16 protein-coding genes are annotated in these 17476 nt (G+C 65.4%); 11 read left to right on the top strand and 5 right to left on the bottom strand.

The window, feature by feature from the left end:
• Window positions 1-2 precede the first annotated feature (2 nt).
• A complete protein-coding gene (paaN, locus tag PHI64_RS12550) occupies window positions 3-1670 on the bottom strand; it encodes a phenylacetic acid degradation protein PaaN (RefSeq protein WP_299883171.1) in 1668 nt (555 codons plus the stop codon).
• Window positions 1671-2016: 346 nt separating this feature from the next.
• Between paaN and PHI64_RS12545 the strand changes: the two genes are divergently transcribed.
• The 3 genes from PHI64_RS12545 to paaX all read left to right on the top strand — a co-directional run bounded on the left by PHI64_RS12545 (window position 2017) and on the right by paaX (window position 5222).
• Entirely contained in the window at window positions 2017-3045 is a 1029-nt protein-coding gene (locus PHI64_RS12545; RefSeq protein ID WP_299883168.1) for a hypothetical protein, read from the top strand.
• A gap of 100 nt (window positions 3046-3145) precedes the next feature.
• On the top strand, window positions 3146-4195 hold the full coding sequence (locus PHI64_RS12540; RefSeq protein WP_299883165.1) for a 2Fe-2S iron-sulfur cluster-binding protein: 1050 nt from the start codon (window positions 3146-3148) through the stop codon (window positions 4193-4195).
• Window positions 4196-4277: 82 nt separating this feature from the next.
• Entirely contained in the window at window positions 4278-5222 is a 945-nt protein-coding gene (gene paaX, locus PHI64_RS12535) for a phenylacetic acid degradation operon negative regulatory protein PaaX (protein ID WP_299883162.1), read from the top strand.
• Window positions 5223-5348: 126 nt separating this feature from the next.
• On the opposite strand, the gene paaY is transcribed toward paaX, so the two are convergent.
• Entirely contained in the window at window positions 5349-5969 is a 621-nt protein-coding gene (paaY, locus tag PHI64_RS12530) for a phenylacetic acid degradation protein PaaY (RefSeq protein ID WP_299883159.1), read from the bottom strand.
• Between the two features lie 95 nt (window positions 5970-6064).
• On the opposite strand from paaY, the gene PHI64_RS12525 reads away from it, so the two are divergent.
• From PHI64_RS12525 to PHI64_RS23605, 5 genes are all read left to right on the top strand, one after another.
• Window positions 6065-6871, top strand: a complete 807-nt coding sequence (locus tag PHI64_RS12525) for an IclR family transcriptional regulator (RefSeq protein ID WP_299883156.1) — start codon at window positions 6065-6067, stop codon at window positions 6869-6871.
• Between the two features lie 273 nt (window positions 6872-7144).
• Complete coding sequence (locus PHI64_RS12520; RefSeq protein WP_299883154.1) at window positions 7145-8020, top strand: branched-chain amino acid ABC transporter permease; 876 nt, start codon at window positions 7145-7147, stop codon at window positions 8018-8020.
• A 2-nt stretch (window positions 8021-8022) separates the two neighbouring features.
• Window positions 8023-8955 carry a branched-chain amino acid ABC transporter permease gene (locus tag PHI64_RS12515; protein WP_299883151.1) on the top strand — a complete coding sequence of 311 codons (933 nt, stop codon included), beginning with the start codon at window positions 8023-8025 and terminating at the stop codon, window positions 8953-8955.
• Between the two features lie 4 nt (window positions 8956-8959).
• A complete protein-coding gene (locus tag PHI64_RS12510; RefSeq protein WP_299883148.1) occupies window positions 8960-9721 on the top strand; it encodes an ABC transporter ATP-binding protein in 762 nt (253 codons plus the stop codon).
• An 18-nt stretch (window positions 9722-9739) separates the two neighbouring features.
• Window positions 9740-11050 carry an ATP-binding cassette domain-containing protein gene (locus tag PHI64_RS23605; protein ID WP_366945188.1) on the top strand — a complete coding sequence of 437 codons (1311 nt, stop codon included), beginning with the start codon at window positions 9740-9742 and terminating at the stop codon, window positions 11048-11050.
• Between the two features lie 42 nt (window positions 11051-11092).
• Here PHI64_RS23605 and PHI64_RS12495 read toward each other — a convergent pair whose 3' ends face one another.
• The 3 genes from PHI64_RS12495 to PHI64_RS12485 all read right to left on the bottom strand — a co-directional run bounded on the left by PHI64_RS12495 (window position 11093) and on the right by PHI64_RS12485 (window position 14337).
• The gene (locus tag PHI64_RS12495) at window positions 11093-13138 is read right to left on the bottom strand and encodes a dipeptide ABC transporter ATP-binding protein (RefSeq protein WP_366945187.1); all 2046 of its coding nucleotides are present in this window, start codon (window positions 13136-13138) and stop codon (window positions 11093-11095) included.
• Window positions 13139-13304: 166 nt separating this feature from the next.
• Window positions 13305-13784 (bottom strand): peptidylprolyl isomerase, encoded by a 480-nt coding sequence (locus PHI64_RS12490; protein ID WP_299883142.1) that lies wholly within the window; start codon window positions 13782-13784, stop codon window positions 13305-13307.
• Window positions 13750-14337: a peroxiredoxin gene (locus PHI64_RS12485; RefSeq protein ID WP_366945186.1), complete on the bottom strand. Its 588-nt coding sequence runs from the start codon at window positions 14335-14337 to the stop codon at window positions 13750-13752. Before PHI64_RS12485 ends, PHI64_RS12490 begins: the two co-directional genes overlap by 35 nt.
• A gap of 287 nt (window positions 14338-14624) precedes the next feature.
• Between PHI64_RS12485 and lexA the strand changes: the two genes are divergently transcribed.
• Genes lexA through PHI64_RS12470 form a run of 3 tightly spaced genes read left to right on the top strand, consistent with a single transcriptional unit; the run spans window position 14625 to window position 17439 of the window.
• Window positions 14625-15227, top strand: coding sequence for a transcriptional repressor LexA (gene lexA, locus PHI64_RS12480; protein ID WP_299883139.1), 603 nt, complete (start codon window positions 14625-14627; stop codon window positions 15225-15227).
• Window positions 15228-15254: 27 nt separating this feature from the next.
• Entirely contained in the window at window positions 15255-16031 is a 777-nt protein-coding gene (imuA, locus tag PHI64_RS12475) for a translesion DNA synthesis-associated protein ImuA (protein ID WP_299883137.1), read from the top strand.
• Window positions 15967-17439, top strand: a complete 1473-nt coding sequence (locus PHI64_RS12470) for a DNA polymerase Y family protein (protein WP_299883135.1) — start codon at window positions 15967-15969, stop codon at window positions 17437-17439. Before imuA ends, PHI64_RS12470 begins: the two co-directional genes overlap by 65 nt.
• The last annotated feature ends 37 nt before the right edge of the window (window positions 17440-17476 follow it).

The raw sequence follows: 17476 nt of genomic DNA, 5'->3' as shown, positions 1-17476 counted from the left end.
CCTCAGGCGTGGTAACGACGCTGGATCACGCGGAAACGATTCGCAACGAAGGCCGAATCGGCGTAAGACGCGTTGGCTGCCGGGTTGCCACCGGTGCCGTGGTAGTCGGAGTAGGCCGCCGACTGATTGACGAAGACGCCGCCGGTGAGGTTGATGGACAGGGCGACCTTGCTGCGCCAGGTGGCTTCGGTCATGGCATCGATCACGTCCTGGCGAGTGGAGTAGACGCCGGCAGTGAGCGCACCGTGGGTGCTGACCACCCGCTCCGACAGGGCGATGGCGGCGGCCGTGTCGGCCACCTTGACGATGAAGCTGATGGGGCCGAAGCGCTCTTCCATGTAGGCCTTTTCGTCGGCGGCATCGCAGGCCAAGAGCACCGGAGTGCGCACCTTGGCAGCCGGGAACTCGGGGTTCTCCAGGGCCGTGGAGGCCAGCACCACCTTGCCCAGGGCGCCACTGTTGGCCAGCTCGATGCGCTCGGCGGTGTCGGCGGACTGGATGGCGCCCAGCACGGCGTGGGCCACTTCGGGCTTGGACAGGAAGCGCTCGATGGCCTTGGCCAGATCGGCGCAGAACTCGTCGTAGCTCTTGGGGCCGTCTTCGGTCTGGATGCCACCGGCCGGCACAAAGATGGCCTGGGAGGTGGTGCACATCTGGCCGGAGTACAGGGACAGGGTGAAGGCCAGGTTGCCCAGCATGGCCTTGTAGGCGTTGGTGGAGTCGATGACGATGTTGTTCACCCCGGCCAGCTCGGCATACACCTGGGCCTGGCGGCTGTTGTCGATGAGCCACTGGCCAAACACATTGCTGCCTGTGAAATCAACGGACTTGACCGCCGGGTGGGTGGCCAGAGCCTGGGTGGTGGCGCGCTTCTCGGTGACGCACAGGGTGACGAGGTTGGGGTCGATGCCGTTTTCGGCGAGCACGGCGCGAATGGTACGCACGGTGATGGCCGCCGGCAGGATGGCGTTGCTGTGGGGCTTGATGATCACCGCGTTGCCGGTGGACAGTGCCGCAAACAGGCCCGGATAGGTGTTCCAGGTGGGAAAGGTGCCGCAGCCCACCACCAGGCCGATGCCGCGGCCGACGATCTGGAAATGCTTCTTCATGACCAGGGCCGGGTTCTTGCCCTGGGGCTTCTCCCACACGGCCTCGGCGGGCACAAAGCTCTGTTCGCGCCAGGCGTAGGCGACGGCTTCGAGGCCGCGATCCTGGGCATGGGGCGCGCCGGCCTGGAAGGCCATCATCCAGCCCTGGCCGGTGGTCATCATCACCGCGTGGGCAAGCTCGAAGCTCTGCTTGTTGAGGCGGTCGAGGATCTCCATACAGATACCGGTGCGGCCATCGGCCCCCACCGCCTGCCAGCCCTTCATGGCCTCCAGGCCGGCGGCGATCAGGGCCTCCGGATCACACACCGGGTAACTCACCCCCAGGGCCACGCCGTAGGGCGAGGACTCACCACCATGCCAGCCACTCTGGCCCGGCTGCCCCAGCTCGAAGGGCTTGCTCAGGTGGGCTTCGAAAGCACGCTTGCCATCGTCAGGCGCCGTTTCGCCATACGCCTTGGGGCTGGGCATCTCGGGATAGGCGGACCAGTAGCTCCGGGTGGCGATGGCGCCCAGGGCGCCCTCCAGGGTGGCGCGATGCTTCTCGAACAGGGGGTGAGTCATTGTCTTGTCTCCGGTTGGGTGTGCTCTCTTGATGCAAACGTTACAAATACACATGATCTATGTCAATGCTAGGTATCGAATCAATCTGATAGAAAACCATGAAATTCTGTATTTCAGAACTGGTTTACATAAAAGTAATTCAAATAAAAACAAGCACTTGAATTCCTATTTCGGCAAAAAATAGCGCAGGCAAAGAATTTTTTTATGGCAGCACGGTTTTGCCACGCCAATCAAAAGCGATACATTTTTGTTGACTGATAATTTATTTTTGTATCACTATTAACCTCACAAACCGCAAGGGTTTGGATGCCAACGAAGCACGACCAGAGCACACCAAGGAGGAGTCATGGCCAGTCACAAGGAACGTTTTGCCGACAAAATGGAATTTCCGCCTGCCACCGCGCAGCCCAACATCTATCCCCTGTCGTGGAACAGCAAGACAAAGAAGCTGCAGGAAGTCTGGGAGGCCTCCCTGCGCGAAAACTGGGACCCGGAAAAGCTGCCCTGGGACACCCTGGACCTGGACAGCTACAGCTGGGAAGAGCGCGAATCCATCGCCTACTGGTGGAGCCTGCTATCGGTGTTCGACGCCTCCGCACCACCGGTTTTTGCCGAGGCCCTGATCAAGACCTACGAGGTCCACGAGGAAGACCCGGTGCGCAAGTGCTTCTTCTCGGTGACCCGGGACGAGCAGAACCACGAGATCATGTGCGGGCTGGCCATCACCAGGCTGCTGGGTCACCCCGACCCGCTGACCTATCAGCCCAAGACTGAGCTCGGCAAGCGCCTGCAGAAGAACGTGGCCTGGCTGTACTTCAATGGCGGCCGCTACTGGGCCGGCTACAAGCAGGCCGTGCCCAAGTACGATCTGGCCGTGCTGTTCAGCTCCTTCCTGATGGGCGAGATCGCCGCCGCCACCATCTTCAAGCAGATGTACGAGAACTCCCGCGAGGCGGTGTTCAAGGAGGGTTTTCGCAACATCGGCCGTGACGAGGGCCGCCACATGGCCATCTGCATGGCGGTGATGGAGCGGGACTACCCGGGCCTCAAGGACGAGACCAAGGCCATCGTCACCAAGCAGATCCGCGCCGGCTACCTGTTCCTGTCCGCAGTGCTGTTCGAACCGCCCATGGAGTTCTGGGATCTGCGCGCCGACTTCATCGACAACCAGCGCGAAGCCGAGGAAGTGGCCCGCGGCGCCGGCTTCGGTATCCCCACCTACGAGGCCAAGCTGCAGAACTGGAAGAACGCGATGGTCAACCTGAAGGGCGTGCTCGACCGCTACAACATCCCCTTCCCGGCCATCCCCGAGGTGGGCATCACCGGCCAGGAAGTCAGCGACCTGGACATGGAAGACATCATTCCCGTGTTCTGACTCAGGGCCGCAGGGGCAGTGCAGGGGCCTACACACGACGACATCGGCCTCACACGCCCCTGCCCCGCTGAAAATGACCTCAATCTGACAGGAATCTTCAATGTCCCGCATCATCATGCAACCCTCGGGCAAGTCGGTGGACTGCGCCTACGGCGACACCGTTTTGATGGCCCTTGAGAAGGCCGGCTACGCCCTCCCCAACAACTGCCGCGCTGGCGCCTGCGGCGAATGCAAAGTCAAGGTCACGGCCGGCCAGTTCGACCAGGGCATGGTGCTGGACATGGCCCTGTCCCGGGAAGAACGCCGCCAGGGCTACGGCCTGATGTGCATGGCCAAGCCCATCTCCGACGAGCTGACCATCGAATGGGGCACCGAAGACGCCAAGCCCAAGCTCTTTCCGCCCCGGGAGGACGCCCTCTTCGTGCTCGTCGACAAGCGCCCGGTGGCCGAGCGGGTGGTCGAGCTGCGCCTGCGCCCGGTGGGCCAGCCCATCCGCTACTGGCCCGGCCAGTACGTCACCCTGGGCAACCCCCGGGCCGACATCCCAGCCCGGGCCTACTCGATAGCCAACGCCCCGCGCCCGGATGGCGAGCTGGTGCTGCAGGTGGCCCGGGCCGACGGCGGCATCACCAGCCAGTGGGTGCACGACAGCCTGGCGGTGGGCGAGAGCGTGAAGCTCTCCGGCGCCTACGGCACCTTCATCGGCGACCCTGGCGTGGACACCCCGGTGCTGTGCCTGGCCGCCGGCACAGGCCTCGCCCCTATCCTCGCGCTTACCGAAGCCGCCCTGCGCCGGGGTTTTCGCAAGCCGGTCACGGTGATCTTCTCGGCCCGCAGTGAAGCCGATGTGTATAGCCGGGGCATGCTGGCCTGGTGGCGCACCAAGCACCGCAACTTCGATTACCGGATCACCCTGACCCGTGAGCTTCGCGATGACAGCCTCTCCGGCCGCATCGACAGCGTGCTGCCCGGCCTGTTTCCGGATCTGTCGAAGCACACCGTGTTTGCCGCCGGCAGCCCGGCCTTTGTGGACAGCTGCGTGGCCACGGTGAAAGGGCTGGGGGCCGTGCCGGAAAGGGTGCACACCGAGGGCTTCTTTGCCCAGCAGCAGCCGGTGGTGGCCGATGCGGATCATCTCCTCAGCTTCTGAGCCGGCCAGGAGGCGCGCTACCCATAAGCAGGGCGAGTCGCTAAACTCGCCGCTTTCATGCCTCTCATCCGCTTCGGCTACAGTGCATTCCCCCGTTCAGAAACGCCTCGACGACTTTCGCCAGCAGGGCCGCGTGCAGGCTGGCTCACTCATCATCTCGGTGTTCGGCGACGCCATACTGCCCCGCGGGGGGCGGATCTGGCTGGGCAGCCTGATCCGCCTGCTGGAGCCGCTTGAGCTCAACGAGCGCCTGGTGCGCACCTCGGTCTTCCGGCTGGCCAAGGAAGAATGGCTGCGCACCGAGCCCTCGGGGCGGCGCACCGACTACCTGCTCACCCCGTCCGGCCAGCGCCGCTTCGAGGAAGCCTCCCGCCACATCTACGCCTCCAGCGCCCCCCAGTGGGACCGCCGCTGGCGTCTGATCGTGACGGTCGGCGATCTCGCCCCGAAACAGCGCGAGGCCCTGCGCCGCGCCCTGTTCTGGCAGGGCTTCGGGGTGATCGGCGGAGACTGTTTCGTACACCCCAGCGCCGATCTGTCGGCAGCCTTCGACGCCCTGATCGCCGAAGGCCTGTCGGAGCTGCTGGGCAAGCTCAAACCCCTGCTCGCCGCCGACGCCCAGTTCGGCAACGCCGCCAACGACATCGACATGGTGCATGGCGCCTGGAACCTGGAACGACTCGCCGCCATGTATGCCGAGTTCGTCGACCGCTACCAGCCGGTGCTGGCGCAACTGCGGGCCGACGTGCAGGAGGACATCGACGGGGAAAGCGCCTTCCTGCTGCGCACCCTGTTGATCCACGACTACCGCCGTCTGCTGCTGCGCGACCCGGAGCTGCCCGATGTGCTGCTGCCCGCCGAGTGGCCGGGCCAGAAAGCCCGCCTGCTGTGCAAGGAAGTCTACCGCCGCCTGCTGCCCGCCTCCGAAAGCCACCTGGACGCCCTCTTCCAGCTCGCCAACGGCCAGACCCCCGAAGCCTCGCCCCTCCTCCTCGAACGCTTCCGCGAAGCCGACCCCCTGGCCTGAGCGGCGGCTCGTGGGGTCGAGTTCATTCGACCCCACGAGCCCAAACCATCGGCATGCCTTTGATCCGGGTCCGAGGTCGAATGAATTCGACCCCACGGGAGAGCAGCCGCGTCGGCCGTTCCCGGCTCAGCCCTCTTTCTTGCGCAGCGCCACCAGCGGCACCACGTCGGGCAGGTGGATGCGTTTGCGATCGGGCTCGATTTCGGTGAGCGGGGCGGTCTCCACCAGGGTGGCGAGGCAACGGCGGGTGAGGTCCTGGTAGGTGGCGGTGCCCTCCCCCTTCCAGCGGATCTCCTCGTCGCTGAGCTCGCGGATGACCTTGGCGGGCATGCCGGCCACCAACACCCGCGACGGGATCTCCGCTCCGGCCTTGACGAAGGCCGATGCCGCCACGATGGTGGACTCGCCGATCACGGCGTTGTCCATGATCACCGCGTTCATGCCCACCAGGGCGTTGCGGCCGATGCGGCAGCCATGCAACACCGCACCGTGGCCAATGTGGCCGTCCTGCTCCACCACCGTATCCGTACCGGGAAAACCGTGCATGACGCAGGTATCCTGAATATTGGCGCCCTCCTCCAGGATCAGGCGGCCAAAATCGCCACGCAGGCTGGCGCAGGGTCCAACGTAACAGCCCGGGCCGACGATCACGTCACCGATGAGCACGGCGGACGGGTGGACATGAGCGGTGGGGTGCACCACTGGAACGATACCGTCGATGGCATATACACGCAGGCTTGTTGTCATGATTGATGCTCTCCTTGGCTTGACACTTGGTTTCTTATGATGAAATCTATTACTCAATGCGTAACACCCATCACCTTACCCGAGAATCCGACATCATGAGTGACGAGCTGGAAGGCAAACATGGCGTCCAGTCCCTGGAAGTGGGCATGGGCATCCTCAAGGCCATGGTGGGCGGCAAGCGCTCGATGATGCTCAAGGACATCGCCGCTGCCGCCGAGATGCCGCCCTCCAAGGCCCACCGCTACCTGGTCAGCCTGATCCGGGCCGGCCTTGTGGAGCAAGACCCTCTCAGTTCCCGCTATAACCTGGGCCCTTTCGCCCTCAACATCGGCTTAGTCGCCATCGACCGCCTCGACCGGGTGCGGGTGGGTATGGCGGCCATCGCCGAGCTGCGCGACCAGATCAACGAGACCACGGCCCTGGCCGTGTGGGGCGACAGCGGCCCGGTGGTGGTGCGCTGGGAGCGGCCGCGGCGGGCCATCACGGTGAATGTGGTCACCGGCACCCGCCTCAGCCTGCTCAACTCGGCCGCCGGGCGGGTGTTTGCCACCTGGCTGCCCCGTGCCCAGATCGACCCCCTGCTGCAGCAGGAACTCGTCAGCGAGAAAAGGCTTCCACCGGGCGTGAAAACCCTCGAAGACGCCCGCACGCTGCTGGCTGAGGTAGAGGCCCGCGGCGTAGCCGTCATCACCGGCAATTACATGGTCAAGGGGGTCGAAGCCCTCGCCGCGCCGGTGTTCAACTTCAAGAACGAACTCACCATGGGCCTGATCATCGTGGGAGTGGAGGGCTCGGTGGACATGGGCCCTGACAGCAGCGTGATTGCCGAACTCAAACGGGCCGCCGAATCCCTCTCCCGTCGCCTGGGCTCAACCCGGGACGCCCCACCCGCCGACGACTGAAGCTAAGCGCATCGACCACCACCCGATCAGCGCAGCTCCTCTCCCTATCATTTCACTCTCCGCGCCGACCTGTGTCGGCGCTTTTTTTTGCCCACGGCATTTCGATACATATTTTTGTCTTGACTAGATATTTTGTATCATTTCTAATTTACAGAATCGATTACAAAATACAGAACACGCCTCAAAGGCGCTGGTCATCCGTCCTACAACAATCACGACAGGAGACATCATGGACCATCGAATCGAGAACGGCCGGACAGGGGGGCGGTGATCATGCTTGCCCAGTTCCTGCAATTCCTCTTCTCCGGCGTCACCGTGGGTGCCACCTATGCACTGGCCGCCCTTGGTTTCACGCTGATCTACAACGCCAGCAACGTGATCAACTTTGCCCAGGGCGAGTTCATCATGCTGGGCGGCATGCTGGCAGTGTTCTTCGTCCAGTCGGGCCTGCCCCTGCCTGCCGCGCTGGTGCTGGCCATCCTGGTGCCTGCCATCGTCGGCATCCTTATCGAGAAGCTGGCCATCGAGCCGGTCAAGGGGGCCGAGACCGTCACTCTGATCATCATCACCATCGGCGCCTCTCTGGTGATCCGCGGCCTCACTGCGGTGATCTTCGGCAAGGGCACCCACAGCCTGCCGGCCTTCTCCGGTGACGAGCCCATCCAGATCCTCGGTGCCACCCTGATGCCGCAAAGCCTTTGGGTGCTGGGCGTCACCGCCATCGTGGTGGTGGTGCTGTGGTATTTCTTCAACCGCACCCTCACCGGCAAGGCCATGCTGGCCACGTCCTACAATCGGGTAGCGGCTGAGTTGGTGGGCATCAACACCAACGGGGTGCTGTTCATGAGCTTTGCCATGTCGGCTGCCCTGGGCGCCCTGGGCGGCATTCTGGTCACCCCCATCACCCTCACCTCCTACGACGCCGGCATCATGATGGGCCTCAAGGGTTTTGTGGCGGCCGTGCTCGGTGGCCTCGGCAACGGGCTGGGCGCGGTGGTGGGCGGGCTGCTGGTGGGCATCCTGGAAGCCATGGGCGCGGGCTACCTGTCGTCGGCCTACAAAGACGCGATTCCCTTCGTGCTGATCCTCTTCATCCTCTTCTTCATGCCCCGTGGCCTGTTTGGCGCCCGGGTCACCGACCGGGTGTAAACATGCGCAACCGTGCTTACAACGGGCTCTACATCGTCATCGCGATCCTCCTCGTGCTGCCCTTCGTGCTGCCCAACAGCTTTTATCTCGACCTGGTCATCCGCATGGCCATCAACGCGGTCATCGTGCTCGGGCTCAACCTGCTGATCGGCTTTGCCGGCCAGATCAGCCTGGGCCATGCCGGCTTCCTGGGCATTGGCGCCTATGCCTCGGCGGTGCTACCCACCCACTTCGGCTGGCATCCGGTGCTGGCAATGGTGGCCGGCGCAGTGGCCACCGGCGTGCTGGCTGCACTGGTGGCGCGGCCGATCTTCAAGCTCAAGGGCAACTATCTGGCCATGGCCACCCTGGGCCTGGGCATCATCCTCAGCATCGCCCTGCGCAACGAGGCCCAATGGACCGGCGGCCCCGACGGCATGCCGGTGCCGGCCTTCGGTGTGTTTGGTTTCGAGTTGTCCAGCGACAAGCACTGGTACTGGGTAGTGGCAGTGCTGCTGTCGGTAAGCGTGTGGGCCTCCCTCAACCTCATCGACTCACCCTTCGGCCGTGCCCTGCGCGCGCTGCATGGCTCCGAGGTCGCCTCCCGGGTGGTGGGCGTGGACGTGGTGCGCTACAAGGTCTCCATCTTTGTGCTGTCGGCGGTCTTTGCCAGCCTGATGGGCAGCATCACTGCCCATTACGTGGGCTTCGTGACCCCCAACCTGGCTGACTTCTTCCACTCCATTGAGCTGGTAACCATGGTGGTGATCGGCGGCATGGCCTCGGTGTATGGCTCCCTCGTGGGCGCCGTGCTGCTCACTGCCCTGCCCCAGGCCCTGGCCACCTTCGAGGGCTGGGAGACCGTGGTGTTCGGCGCCATCCTGATGATCTGCATGATCTTCCTGCCCAAAGGCCTCGTGCCGACGCTGGCGGCGAAGCTGGGCAAAGGGGAATAACACCATGGCATTACTGGACGTCACCCATCTCTCCATCCACTTTGGCGGCGTGAAAGCCGTGCAGGATGTGAGCTTCTCCATCGACGCCGGCATCGTCTATTCGGTGATCGGCCCCAACGGCGCCGGCAAGACCACGCTATTCAACCTGATCACCGGGGTCTACAAGCCCACCCACGGCGAGATCCGCCTGGACGGGGAATCCATCGGCGGCAGGTCCCCAGACGAGCTGGCCCGCCGGGGCGTGGCCCGCACCTTCCAGAACCTGCAGATCTGCATGAACATGAGCGCCATCGAGAACGTGATGGTGGGCGCCCACCTGCGGCTCGACCGCAACCTGATCAAGGCGGCCCTGCGCTTCCCGGGGCTGCGGCGGCGCGACGCCGCGCTGCGGGATGAGGCCCTGGAGCTGATGCGCTTTGTGGGACTGGACAAGTTTGCCGACGCCCGCGCCGACGCCATGCCCTACGGCGCCCTCAAGCGCCTGGAGATCGCCCGGGCCCTGGCCATGAAACCGCGGGTCATCTTCCTGGACGAACCGGCCGCCGGCCTCAACCCCAAGGAGACCATCGAGGTGGACCACCTCGTCCGCAAGGTGGCGGACTCGGGCATCACCGTCGTGCTGGTGGAGCACGACATGAAGATGGTCATGAACCTGTCCGACCGCATCCTGGTGCTCGACTACGGCAAGAAACTGGCTGAGGGCACCGGTGCCGAGGTGCGCCGCAACCCGGACGTGATCGCCGCCTACCTGGGCGCCCACGCCTGAGACCAAGGAAGAACAAAGATGGAAGCACTCCGCATCATCAAGGATGAGCACCGCAACCTGTGGCGCCTGGCCATCACCCTCGATCAGGTCATCGAGGAAATGCAGCAGGCCAACAAGGTCGACCCGGCCTTCATCACCTCGGTGCTCGACTACTTCGAGCACTTCATGGACGGTTGCCATCACCGCAAGGAAGACGAACACCTCTTCCGCCTGCTGCGCCTGCGCAGCGATTCAGCCACCCCGCTCCTTGACCGCCTGCAAGCCGAGCACCGCAACGCGCCCCACAACCTCGCCGCCCTGCGCCAGCAACTGGCCGACACGGCAGCCGGGCGCAGCACGGTCGGTGGCCTCACCGAAGCCCTGCGTCTCTACCTGAATGACCAGAAGGCCCACATCCGCGCCGAGGAGCAGGACATCTACCCCCTTGCCCGGGAGGTGCTCACCCCCGCCGACTGGGCCGAGATCGACGCGGCCTTTCTCGACAACGACGACCCAATTTTTGGTAGCGCCGCGCGGGCCGAATTCCGCGAGCTGTTCCACAAGGTGGCCAGCCTGGCGCCTGTCTCGGTGGGCCTGGGCGGCAGCACGGCCGGAGAGTTGCAGTCGTCCGCCGCAGCCGCCGAGGTGCTGCTGAAAGTGGATGGTCTGGAAAGCTGCTACGGCCGCATCAAAGCCCTCAAGGGTATCTCCCTGGAAGTACGACGCGGCGAGACCGTGGCTCTGGTTGGAGCCAACGGCGCCGGCAAGACGACCTTTCTGCGCAGCCTGTCGGGTGTGCAACCCATGAGCGCCGGGCGGATCAGCTTCGACGGGGAAGACATCTCGAAGCTGCGCGCCGACATGCGCATGCGCCGGGGCATCTGCCAGTCACCGGAGGGGCGCCAGGTGTTCGGCCCCCTGTCCATCGAGGACAACCTGCGCCTGGGTGCCTACACCCAGCCCAAGGAGCAGGTAGAGGGTGACCTGGAGAAGATCTACGCCATGTTCCCCATCCTCAAGGAGAAGCGGAAGCTCCCCGCCGGCACCCTGTCCGGCGGCCAGCAGCAGATGCTGGCCATCGGCCGCGCGCTGATGGGCCGCCCCAAGCTGCTGCTGCTCGACGAGCCCTCCATGGGCCTGGCCCCGCTGTTGGTGGAGGAGGTTTTCAACGTGGTCAAGACCCTCAAAGCCCAGGGCATGAGCATCATCCTGGCCGAGCAGAACGCCTTCTCAGCCCTCGCCATCGCCGACCGGGGCTATGTGCTGGAAACCGGCAACATCACGCTGACCGGTAGTGGCCGCGAGCTGATTGAGGACGAACAGGTGCGGGCGGCCTATCTGGGGATGTAAGGCTTTCGCGCGTGCCGCGTGCGGGGGCGTCGACCTCACTCCTTACGCGGACACCGCCACTGGCATCACCTGAGGGAAATGGCAGCGTACCACCCGACTGTCCGACAGGCGGGTCTCTTCGGGATAGGTACTGCGGCACACCTCGCTGGCGTGCTCGCAGCGCGGGTGAAAATGGCAGCCGGAGGGCGGATTGAAGGCCGAGGGCATATCGCCCCGGGTCGACTCGCCCCGAACACCGACTCGGCTGCCCGCCTCGATGCGCGGCACCGCGGCCAGCAACATGCGGGTGTAGGGGTGGCGCGGATCCCGCAACACCTCTTCAGCCGTGCCCCGCTCCACGATACGCCCCAGGTACATCACGGCCACATGGTGGGCCAGGTAATCCACCACGGCCAGGTTATGGGTGATGAACAGATACGACAGCCCGTACTCAGCCTGCAGCTCCCGCAAGAGGTTGAGGATCTGGGCCTGCACCGACACGTCGAGGGCGCTGGTCGGCTCGTCGCAGACGATCAGCTTCGGCGCTACGGCCAGGGCTCGGGCGATGGCGATGCGCTGACGCTGCCCCCCCGAGAACTCGTGAGGAAAGCGGTGACGCATGGCCGGATCGAGACCCACCCGGCTGAGCAGCGCATCGACCCGGGCCTGCCGGCTGGCGGCGTCGGGCTCCACCCCCAGGGCCTGCATCCCCTCCTCCAGGATCTCGCCTACCCGCATGCGCGGATCAAGGGAGCTGAAGGGGTCCTGGAAGATCATCTGCAGGTCACGCCGCAGGGGCTGCCACTGGGCAGCCGGCAGGGACAGAAGCTCCTGGGCACCGTAATGAACCTGCCCACCGCTGGCCGGCACCAGCTTGAGGAGCGCCTTGCCGGCAGTGGTCTTGCCACAACCGGACTCGCCCACCAGGGCCAGGGTTTCGCCCGCGGGCACCTGCAGGGAGACCCCGTCCACCGCCTTGACATGCCCCACCACGCGCCGGAACAAGCCCTTGCGGACAGGGAAGTGAACCTGCAGGGCAGCGATATCCAGCACCTTGCCGGCCTCCACCGGGCGGGCTTCCGGCGCAGAGGCACGCGGAGGCGTCTGCACCCAGGCCATGCGGCCATTGGGGTCGTAGAGATGGCAGCGCACTGTCTGCCGCCCCACCCTGTGCAGCGCTGGTGGAGTACCCCGGCAATGCGCCTGGACCTGCGGGCAACGCTCCGCAAAACGGCAGCCATCCTGGCGCTCCCCGGGGCGGGGAACCTGCCCGGCGATGGTTTCCAGAGCCCGGCCGCGCTGGGCCGGCGTGGGCAGCGCCGCGAACAGCTTGCGGGAATAAGGATGCAGAGGTTTGCTGAAGAAATCTTCCCGGTCACCGGTCTCGACAAGCTCGCCGGCATACATCACACCCACCCGGTGAGCCATCCGCGAGACGACGCCCAGATCATGGGTGATCAGCAGCATGCCCATGCCGCGGCGGGCCTGCAGCTCGGCCAGCAGATCCAGCACCTGGGCCTGGATGGTCACGTCCAGGGCGGTGGTCGGCTCGTCGGCAATCAGCAGCCGCGGATCACCGGCCAGGGCGATGGCGATCATCACCCGCTGTTTCATGCCGCCGGAAAGCTGGAAGGGATATTCGGACAGGCGGCGCCGGGCATCGGGGATACCCACCGCGTCGAGCAGGCGCTCGGCCTCGTCCCAGGCCGGCTGGCCGCGGAGACCCCGATGCCGGACCAGCACTTCGCCAATCTGGTCGCCCACCGTCATCACCGGATTGAGGCTGGTGGACGGCTCCTGGAAGATCATCGCCAGATGCTTGCCACGGATGTCGCGCATGCGCGTCTCGGGGAGATCCTGCAAGGCCTCGCTGCCAAGCCGGACGCTACCCTCGGCGATGCGTCCGCCGGACGGCAGCAGGCGCATGCAGGCCAGGGCCGTCATGGATTTTCCGCAGCCGGATTCACCGACCAGCGCCAGGGTCCGGCCGGCGGGCACCTCGAAGCTGATGCCATCCACGGGACGCACCGGCTTGCTCCGGGGTCCAAGCTCAATCCGCAGCCCTTCAACACTCAGAAGGGCCGGGCCATCCTTGTCCAGTCTGTTCATCGCAAAGAAAACGGACCGCGCTGCGGCCCGTTCAAGTGCGGCCCCGGGACATCATGTCTGCATGACACCCGGGGCCGTTGAGGCAAACGATGGAAGGAGATCCTGCCCCGCATGCGGCCCGCGCCAGATGCCTGACCACGGGGGGGCAGAACCTGCTCTCCTACCCTCAGTGGTGGTGACCACCCTCGCCATGCACATGACCATGGCCGATCTCTTCGGCGCTGGCGCTGCGGACTTCCTTGACGGTGATGTCGAAGATCAGCGCGGTACCGGCCAGGGGATGGTTGCCATCCACGACCACCTTGCCGTCGGCGATGTCGGTGATGCGATAGACCACATCCTCTTCGCCATCTTCACCGACACGCTCGAAGGACATGCCGACTTCGATATTGTCGGGGAACAGGGAAGCCTCTTCCACCAGCACCAGCTCTTCGTCGTATTCGCCGAAAGCATCTTCGGGCAGCAGCTTGACCTTGGTGTTGTCGCCCACCTTCTTGCCGTGCAGGGCTTCCTCGATCACCGCAAAGATGCCGTCGTAACCGCCATGCAGATACACCAGCGGGTGCTGACCGTCGTCGATCATGTTGCCGTCCGGATCGGTGACCGTGTAGTTAAGCGTGACGACCGTGTTCTTGGCGATTTCCATTTACATTCCTTGAGTTGAGCTGCTTGATCAGCTGGAAGACTTCGGCGGCATGGCCGCGCGGATTGATATCGTGCAGTACGTGCTGCAAAACCCCATCGGCAGAAATGATGAAGGTCGAGCGGCGCACATTGCGTTTCATGACCCCATTCACCAGCGCCGACTGCCACACCCCGTAGAGCCTGCACACCTCGCCCTCTTCATCGGAGAGCAGCTCGACCGACAGACCATGCTCATCGCGAAAATCCGCATGCGTCAGGCAGTCATCGGGGCTTATGCCGACCACGATGCACTTCTCCTGCTCGAAATCGGCATCGTGATCGCTGAAATCGATGGCCTGGCGCGTGCAGCCGGGAGTGTTGTCACGGGGGTAGAAATACAGGACCACATGATGGGACCCCAGCACCGACGCCAGATCGAACATCTCCATGTCGGCATCGGGCAGGGAAAAGAGCGGGGCCGGCTCGCCTTCGCGGGGCTCGGTCGGCACGGCTGGGGATTCTAACCGAGCCGCCTTGAGAACTCTACCCGAAGCGTGTTGGGGGCTGACATGCATGAAGATCTCCTCCGGGGGCTGTGGGCTCTGGATTGAACCCTTGCTGATTGGGCGATACGACTTGCGCTGTTCTCTGTTCTTGTCTTTTTTGTGTTTCGGCCGCCACGGCGGCGGCGCGCTTTTTAGCCTGCGTCCTTGAAGGGATAGCCCATGGGGGCCGGGGGCTCAAGGGAATTATGGTCCGTGTTTGACGTTTATCACGGCCCGCTGCGCCTTTGCGCAAGGATGCGACAACTTGCGATTGCCGAAAACCTGTATAAAATTACACAAACCCTACAGGAGTCCCCATGTCAGACATGCTCACCCCCCGTCAGCAGGAGATCCTGCAGCTCATCCGCGACACCGTCGAGCAGGAGGGCCGCCCGCCCACCCGGGCCGAGATCTGCACCGCCTTCGGCTTCCGTTCTCCCAACGCGGCGGAAACCCACCTCCGCGCCCTCGCCGCCAAGGGCGCCATCACCCTCGAAGAAGGCCGTGCCCGGGGCATCCGCCTGATGGAAGCCCTCGGTCTGCCCCTGATCGGGCGGGTCGCCGCCGGCAGCCCCATCCTCGCCGCCGAACACGTCCAGGGCCGCTACCAGCTTGACCCCGGCCTGTTCTCCCCCCGTGCCGACTACCTCCTCAAGGTACGCGGCATGAGCATGCGCGATGCAGGCATCCTCGACGGCGACCTGCTGGCGGTTCACCGCACCAGCGAAGTCCGCAACGGCCAGATCGTCGTCGCCCGGGTGGAGGACGAAGTCACCGTCAAGCGCCTGGCCCGCAAGGGGCCCATCGTCGAGCTGCTCCCCGCCAACCCGGAATTCGAACCCATCGTGGTGGACACCCGCAGCTCGCCCCTGGAAATCGAAGGCCTCGCCGTCGGCCTGATCCGCTCCGAGTCCCTCTGAGCTCCTCGCCCCCCGCGTTCCAACACCATGGCCACCCCGGCACCTCTCTCTGCCAGCGCCCTGGCCGCCCTCGATCACCTGGTCTGGCGGGGGGACCGGCTTGCCGCCGAGGCTGCCCCCGGGCGCCCCACCGGCTACCCGCCCCTGGACGCCGTGCTGCCCGGGGGCGGATGGCCCCCTGGAGCCTTGACCGAACTGCTGATCCCCCACTTCGGCGTAGGTGAATTGGGGCTCCTGCTTCCCCAGTTGTGCAACGTTCCCGCCGGGCGCTGGGGGGTATGCATCGCCCCGCCCGGCCTGCCCTACGCCCCGGCCCTCGCCGCTGCCGGCGTCCCCCTTGAGCGCCTGCTGCTGGTGCACGCGGAAAGCCCGGCCCATGCCCGCTGGGCCTGCCGTCAGGCCCTGGCCTCACGCAGCTGCGAGGTCGTTCTGTTGTGGCTGGCCGAGGCCGACATGGCCGCCCTGCGCCGCCTGCAACTGGCCGCTGAAGACAGCGCCACCCCCCTGATTCTGCTGCGCCCTGCCCAAGTCGCGGGCCAGGCATCCCCGGCCGTACTGCGTCTGGCACTACGTGCCGACCAGGGGGGGCTCCAGGTCCGAGTCCTCAAGCGCCGCGGCCCCCTGCTGGCCGCTCCCCTGCACCTCCCGCTGCCCTGGCCCGGCGTCATGCCCCGCCCCGATCTGCCCACATCGGCCGCGCCGCCCTCCCGCCTCCATTCCAACATCAACGCCTCCGTCCATGCTCTGGTGCGCCCTCGTCCTGCCCGATCTGGCCCTGCAGGTCTTCACGCGGGGGCGCAGTGAAGCCGCACCGCTGGCCATTCTCGGCCCCCGCCCGCAACTCCGCGTGGTGGCTGCGGATTCAACGGCAATGGCATGCGGCGTGGAGCCAGGGATGGGCCGCGCCAGTGCTCTGGCCCTAGCTCCCGGATTGCACCTGCGGGAGCGTGCCCCCGCCCTCGAAAGAGCCGCCCTGATCGATATCGCCACCTGGGCTGGTCGCTTCACCTCCAGCATCAGCCTCGACCCGCCCGACACCCTGCTGCTCGAAGTACAGCCCAGCCTGCGTCTGTTCGGGGGGCTCACGCCCCTCTGCACACGCATCGGAGATACCCTGGGAGAGCTCGGCTTTGTCGGGCAACTGGCCGTCGCACCCACCCCGCTGGCGGCCCGCTGGCTGGCCCGCTGTGCCCCGGGAAGTCAGATCGACACTCACGCCGGCCTGGCCTCCGCCCTCGACCCTCTGCCCCTGGCAGTCCTGGCAGATGGCGCCGAACCGGCCACACCAGCCAGCCTGGACCTGCTCACCGGCATCGGCGCCCGTGTGCTGGCCGACGTGCGGCGCCTGCCCCGCAGCGGCTTGGCGCGACGTCATGCCCGAGCCGTCACCGCACAGCTCGATCGGGCCTACGCCCGCATCCCCGACCCACGCCCATGGTTCGTGCCCCCTGAACGCTACGTCGCCCGCCTGCCTCTGCCAGCCCCTACCGACCAGGTGGACACCCTGCTGTTCGGCGTGCGACGCCTGCTGGCCGGCCTCTCCGGCTGGCTGGACGCCCGTCAGGCCGGGCTGGAGCGCTTCACCCTGGTACTCGAATACGAACGCCACTACCAGGGCCATGAAGGCTACGAGGAACCCCACGAGATCGTTCTCGGCGCCCTGTCCCAGGACATGGCCCGCTGTCAACTGCTGGCCCGCGAGCACCTTACCCGCAACCCCCTGCCTGCCCCCGTGGATGCCCTGCGTCTGGAAGCCGACAACCCCAACCCGCTCACTCCACCCCGCACCGATCTCTTCGATGGCGACGACGGACAGCAGGGCGACCCGGGCCTGCTTCTCGCTACCCTGCGCGCCCGTCTGGGCCATGATGCCGTACGCTGCCTGGCCCCCCATCCAGATCACCGCCCCGAACGGGCCTGGCGCTGGATTGATCCTTCTCCCACCAGCAATGCTGCCCCCACCGGCCCCCTCGACCTGCCCTCATCGCCCCGCCCCCTATGGTTGCTGGCCACACCTCGGCCCATCGCCCGCCCTGCAGCAGAGAGCCTGCTCACAGGCCCAGAACGCATCGAGGCCGGCTGGTGGGACGGGCCCGCGGCCACCATCAATCGGGACTACTTCGTCGCCCGCAGTCACGACGACTGCCTGGTGTGGATCTTCCAGGAACGTCAGCCTCCCCACGGCTGGTTTATCCACGGCTACTTCAACTGAAAGCATGTGAACAAGCCCGTTTCACCCTACGAGTGAA

The sequence above is a fragment of the Zoogloea sp. genome (genome assembly GCF_028689785.1).
Lineage (GTDB): Bacteria > Pseudomonadota > Gammaproteobacteria > Burkholderiales > Rhodocyclaceae > Zoogloea.
This window is presented reverse-complemented; position numbering and strand designations above follow the sequence as displayed.

Coding starts and splice junctions, on each gene's coding strand:
- paaN (WP_299883171.1), bottom strand. CDS start 1,670: ATGACTCACCCCCTGTTCGAGAAGCATCGCGCCACCCTGGAGGGCGCC.
- PHI64_RS12545 (WP_299883168.1), top strand. CDS start 2,017: ATGGCCAGTCACAAGGAACGTTTTGCCGACAAAATGGAATTTCCGCCT.
- PHI64_RS12540 (WP_299883165.1), top strand. CDS start 3,146: ATGTCCCGCATCATCATGCAACCCTCGGGCAAGTCGGTGGACTGCGCC.
- paaY (WP_299883159.1), bottom strand. CDS start 5,969: ATGACAACAAGCCTGCGTGTATATGCCATCGACGGTATCGTTCCAGTG.
- PHI64_RS12525 (WP_299883156.1), top strand. CDS start 6,065: ATGAGTGACGAGCTGGAAGGCAAACATGGCGTCCAGTCCCTGGAAGTG.
- PHI64_RS12520 (WP_299883154.1), top strand. CDS start 7,145: ATGCTTGCCCAGTTCCTGCAATTCCTCTTCTCCGGCGTCACCGTGGGT.
- PHI64_RS12515 (WP_299883151.1), top strand. CDS start 8,023: ATGCGCAACCGTGCTTACAACGGGCTCTACATCGTCATCGCGATCCTC.
- PHI64_RS12510 (WP_299883148.1), top strand. CDS start 8,960: ATGGCATTACTGGACGTCACCCATCTCTCCATCCACTTTGGCGGCGTG.
- PHI64_RS23605 (WP_366945188.1), top strand. CDS start 9,740: ATGGAAGCACTCCGCATCATCAAGGATGAGCACCGCAACCTGTGGCGC.
- PHI64_RS12495 (WP_366945187.1), bottom strand. CDS start 13,138: ATGAACAGACTGGACAAGGATGGCCCGGCCCTTCTGAGTGTTGAAGGG.
- PHI64_RS12490 (WP_299883142.1), bottom strand. CDS start 13,784: ATGGAAATCGCCAAGAACACGGTCGTCACGCTTAACTACACGGTCACC.
- PHI64_RS12485 (WP_366945186.1), bottom strand. CDS start 14,337: ATGCATGTCAGCCCCCAACACGCTTCGGGTAGAGTTCTCAAGGCGGCT.
- lexA (WP_299883139.1), top strand. CDS start 14,625: ATGTCAGACATGCTCACCCCCCGTCAGCAGGAGATCCTGCAGCTCATC.
- imuA (WP_299883137.1), top strand. CDS start 15,255: ATGGCCACCCCGGCACCTCTCTCTGCCAGCGCCCTGGCCGCCCTCGAT.
- PHI64_RS12470 (WP_299883135.1), top strand. CDS start 15,967: ATGCTCTGGTGCGCCCTCGTCCTGCCCGATCTGGCCCTGCAGGTCTTC.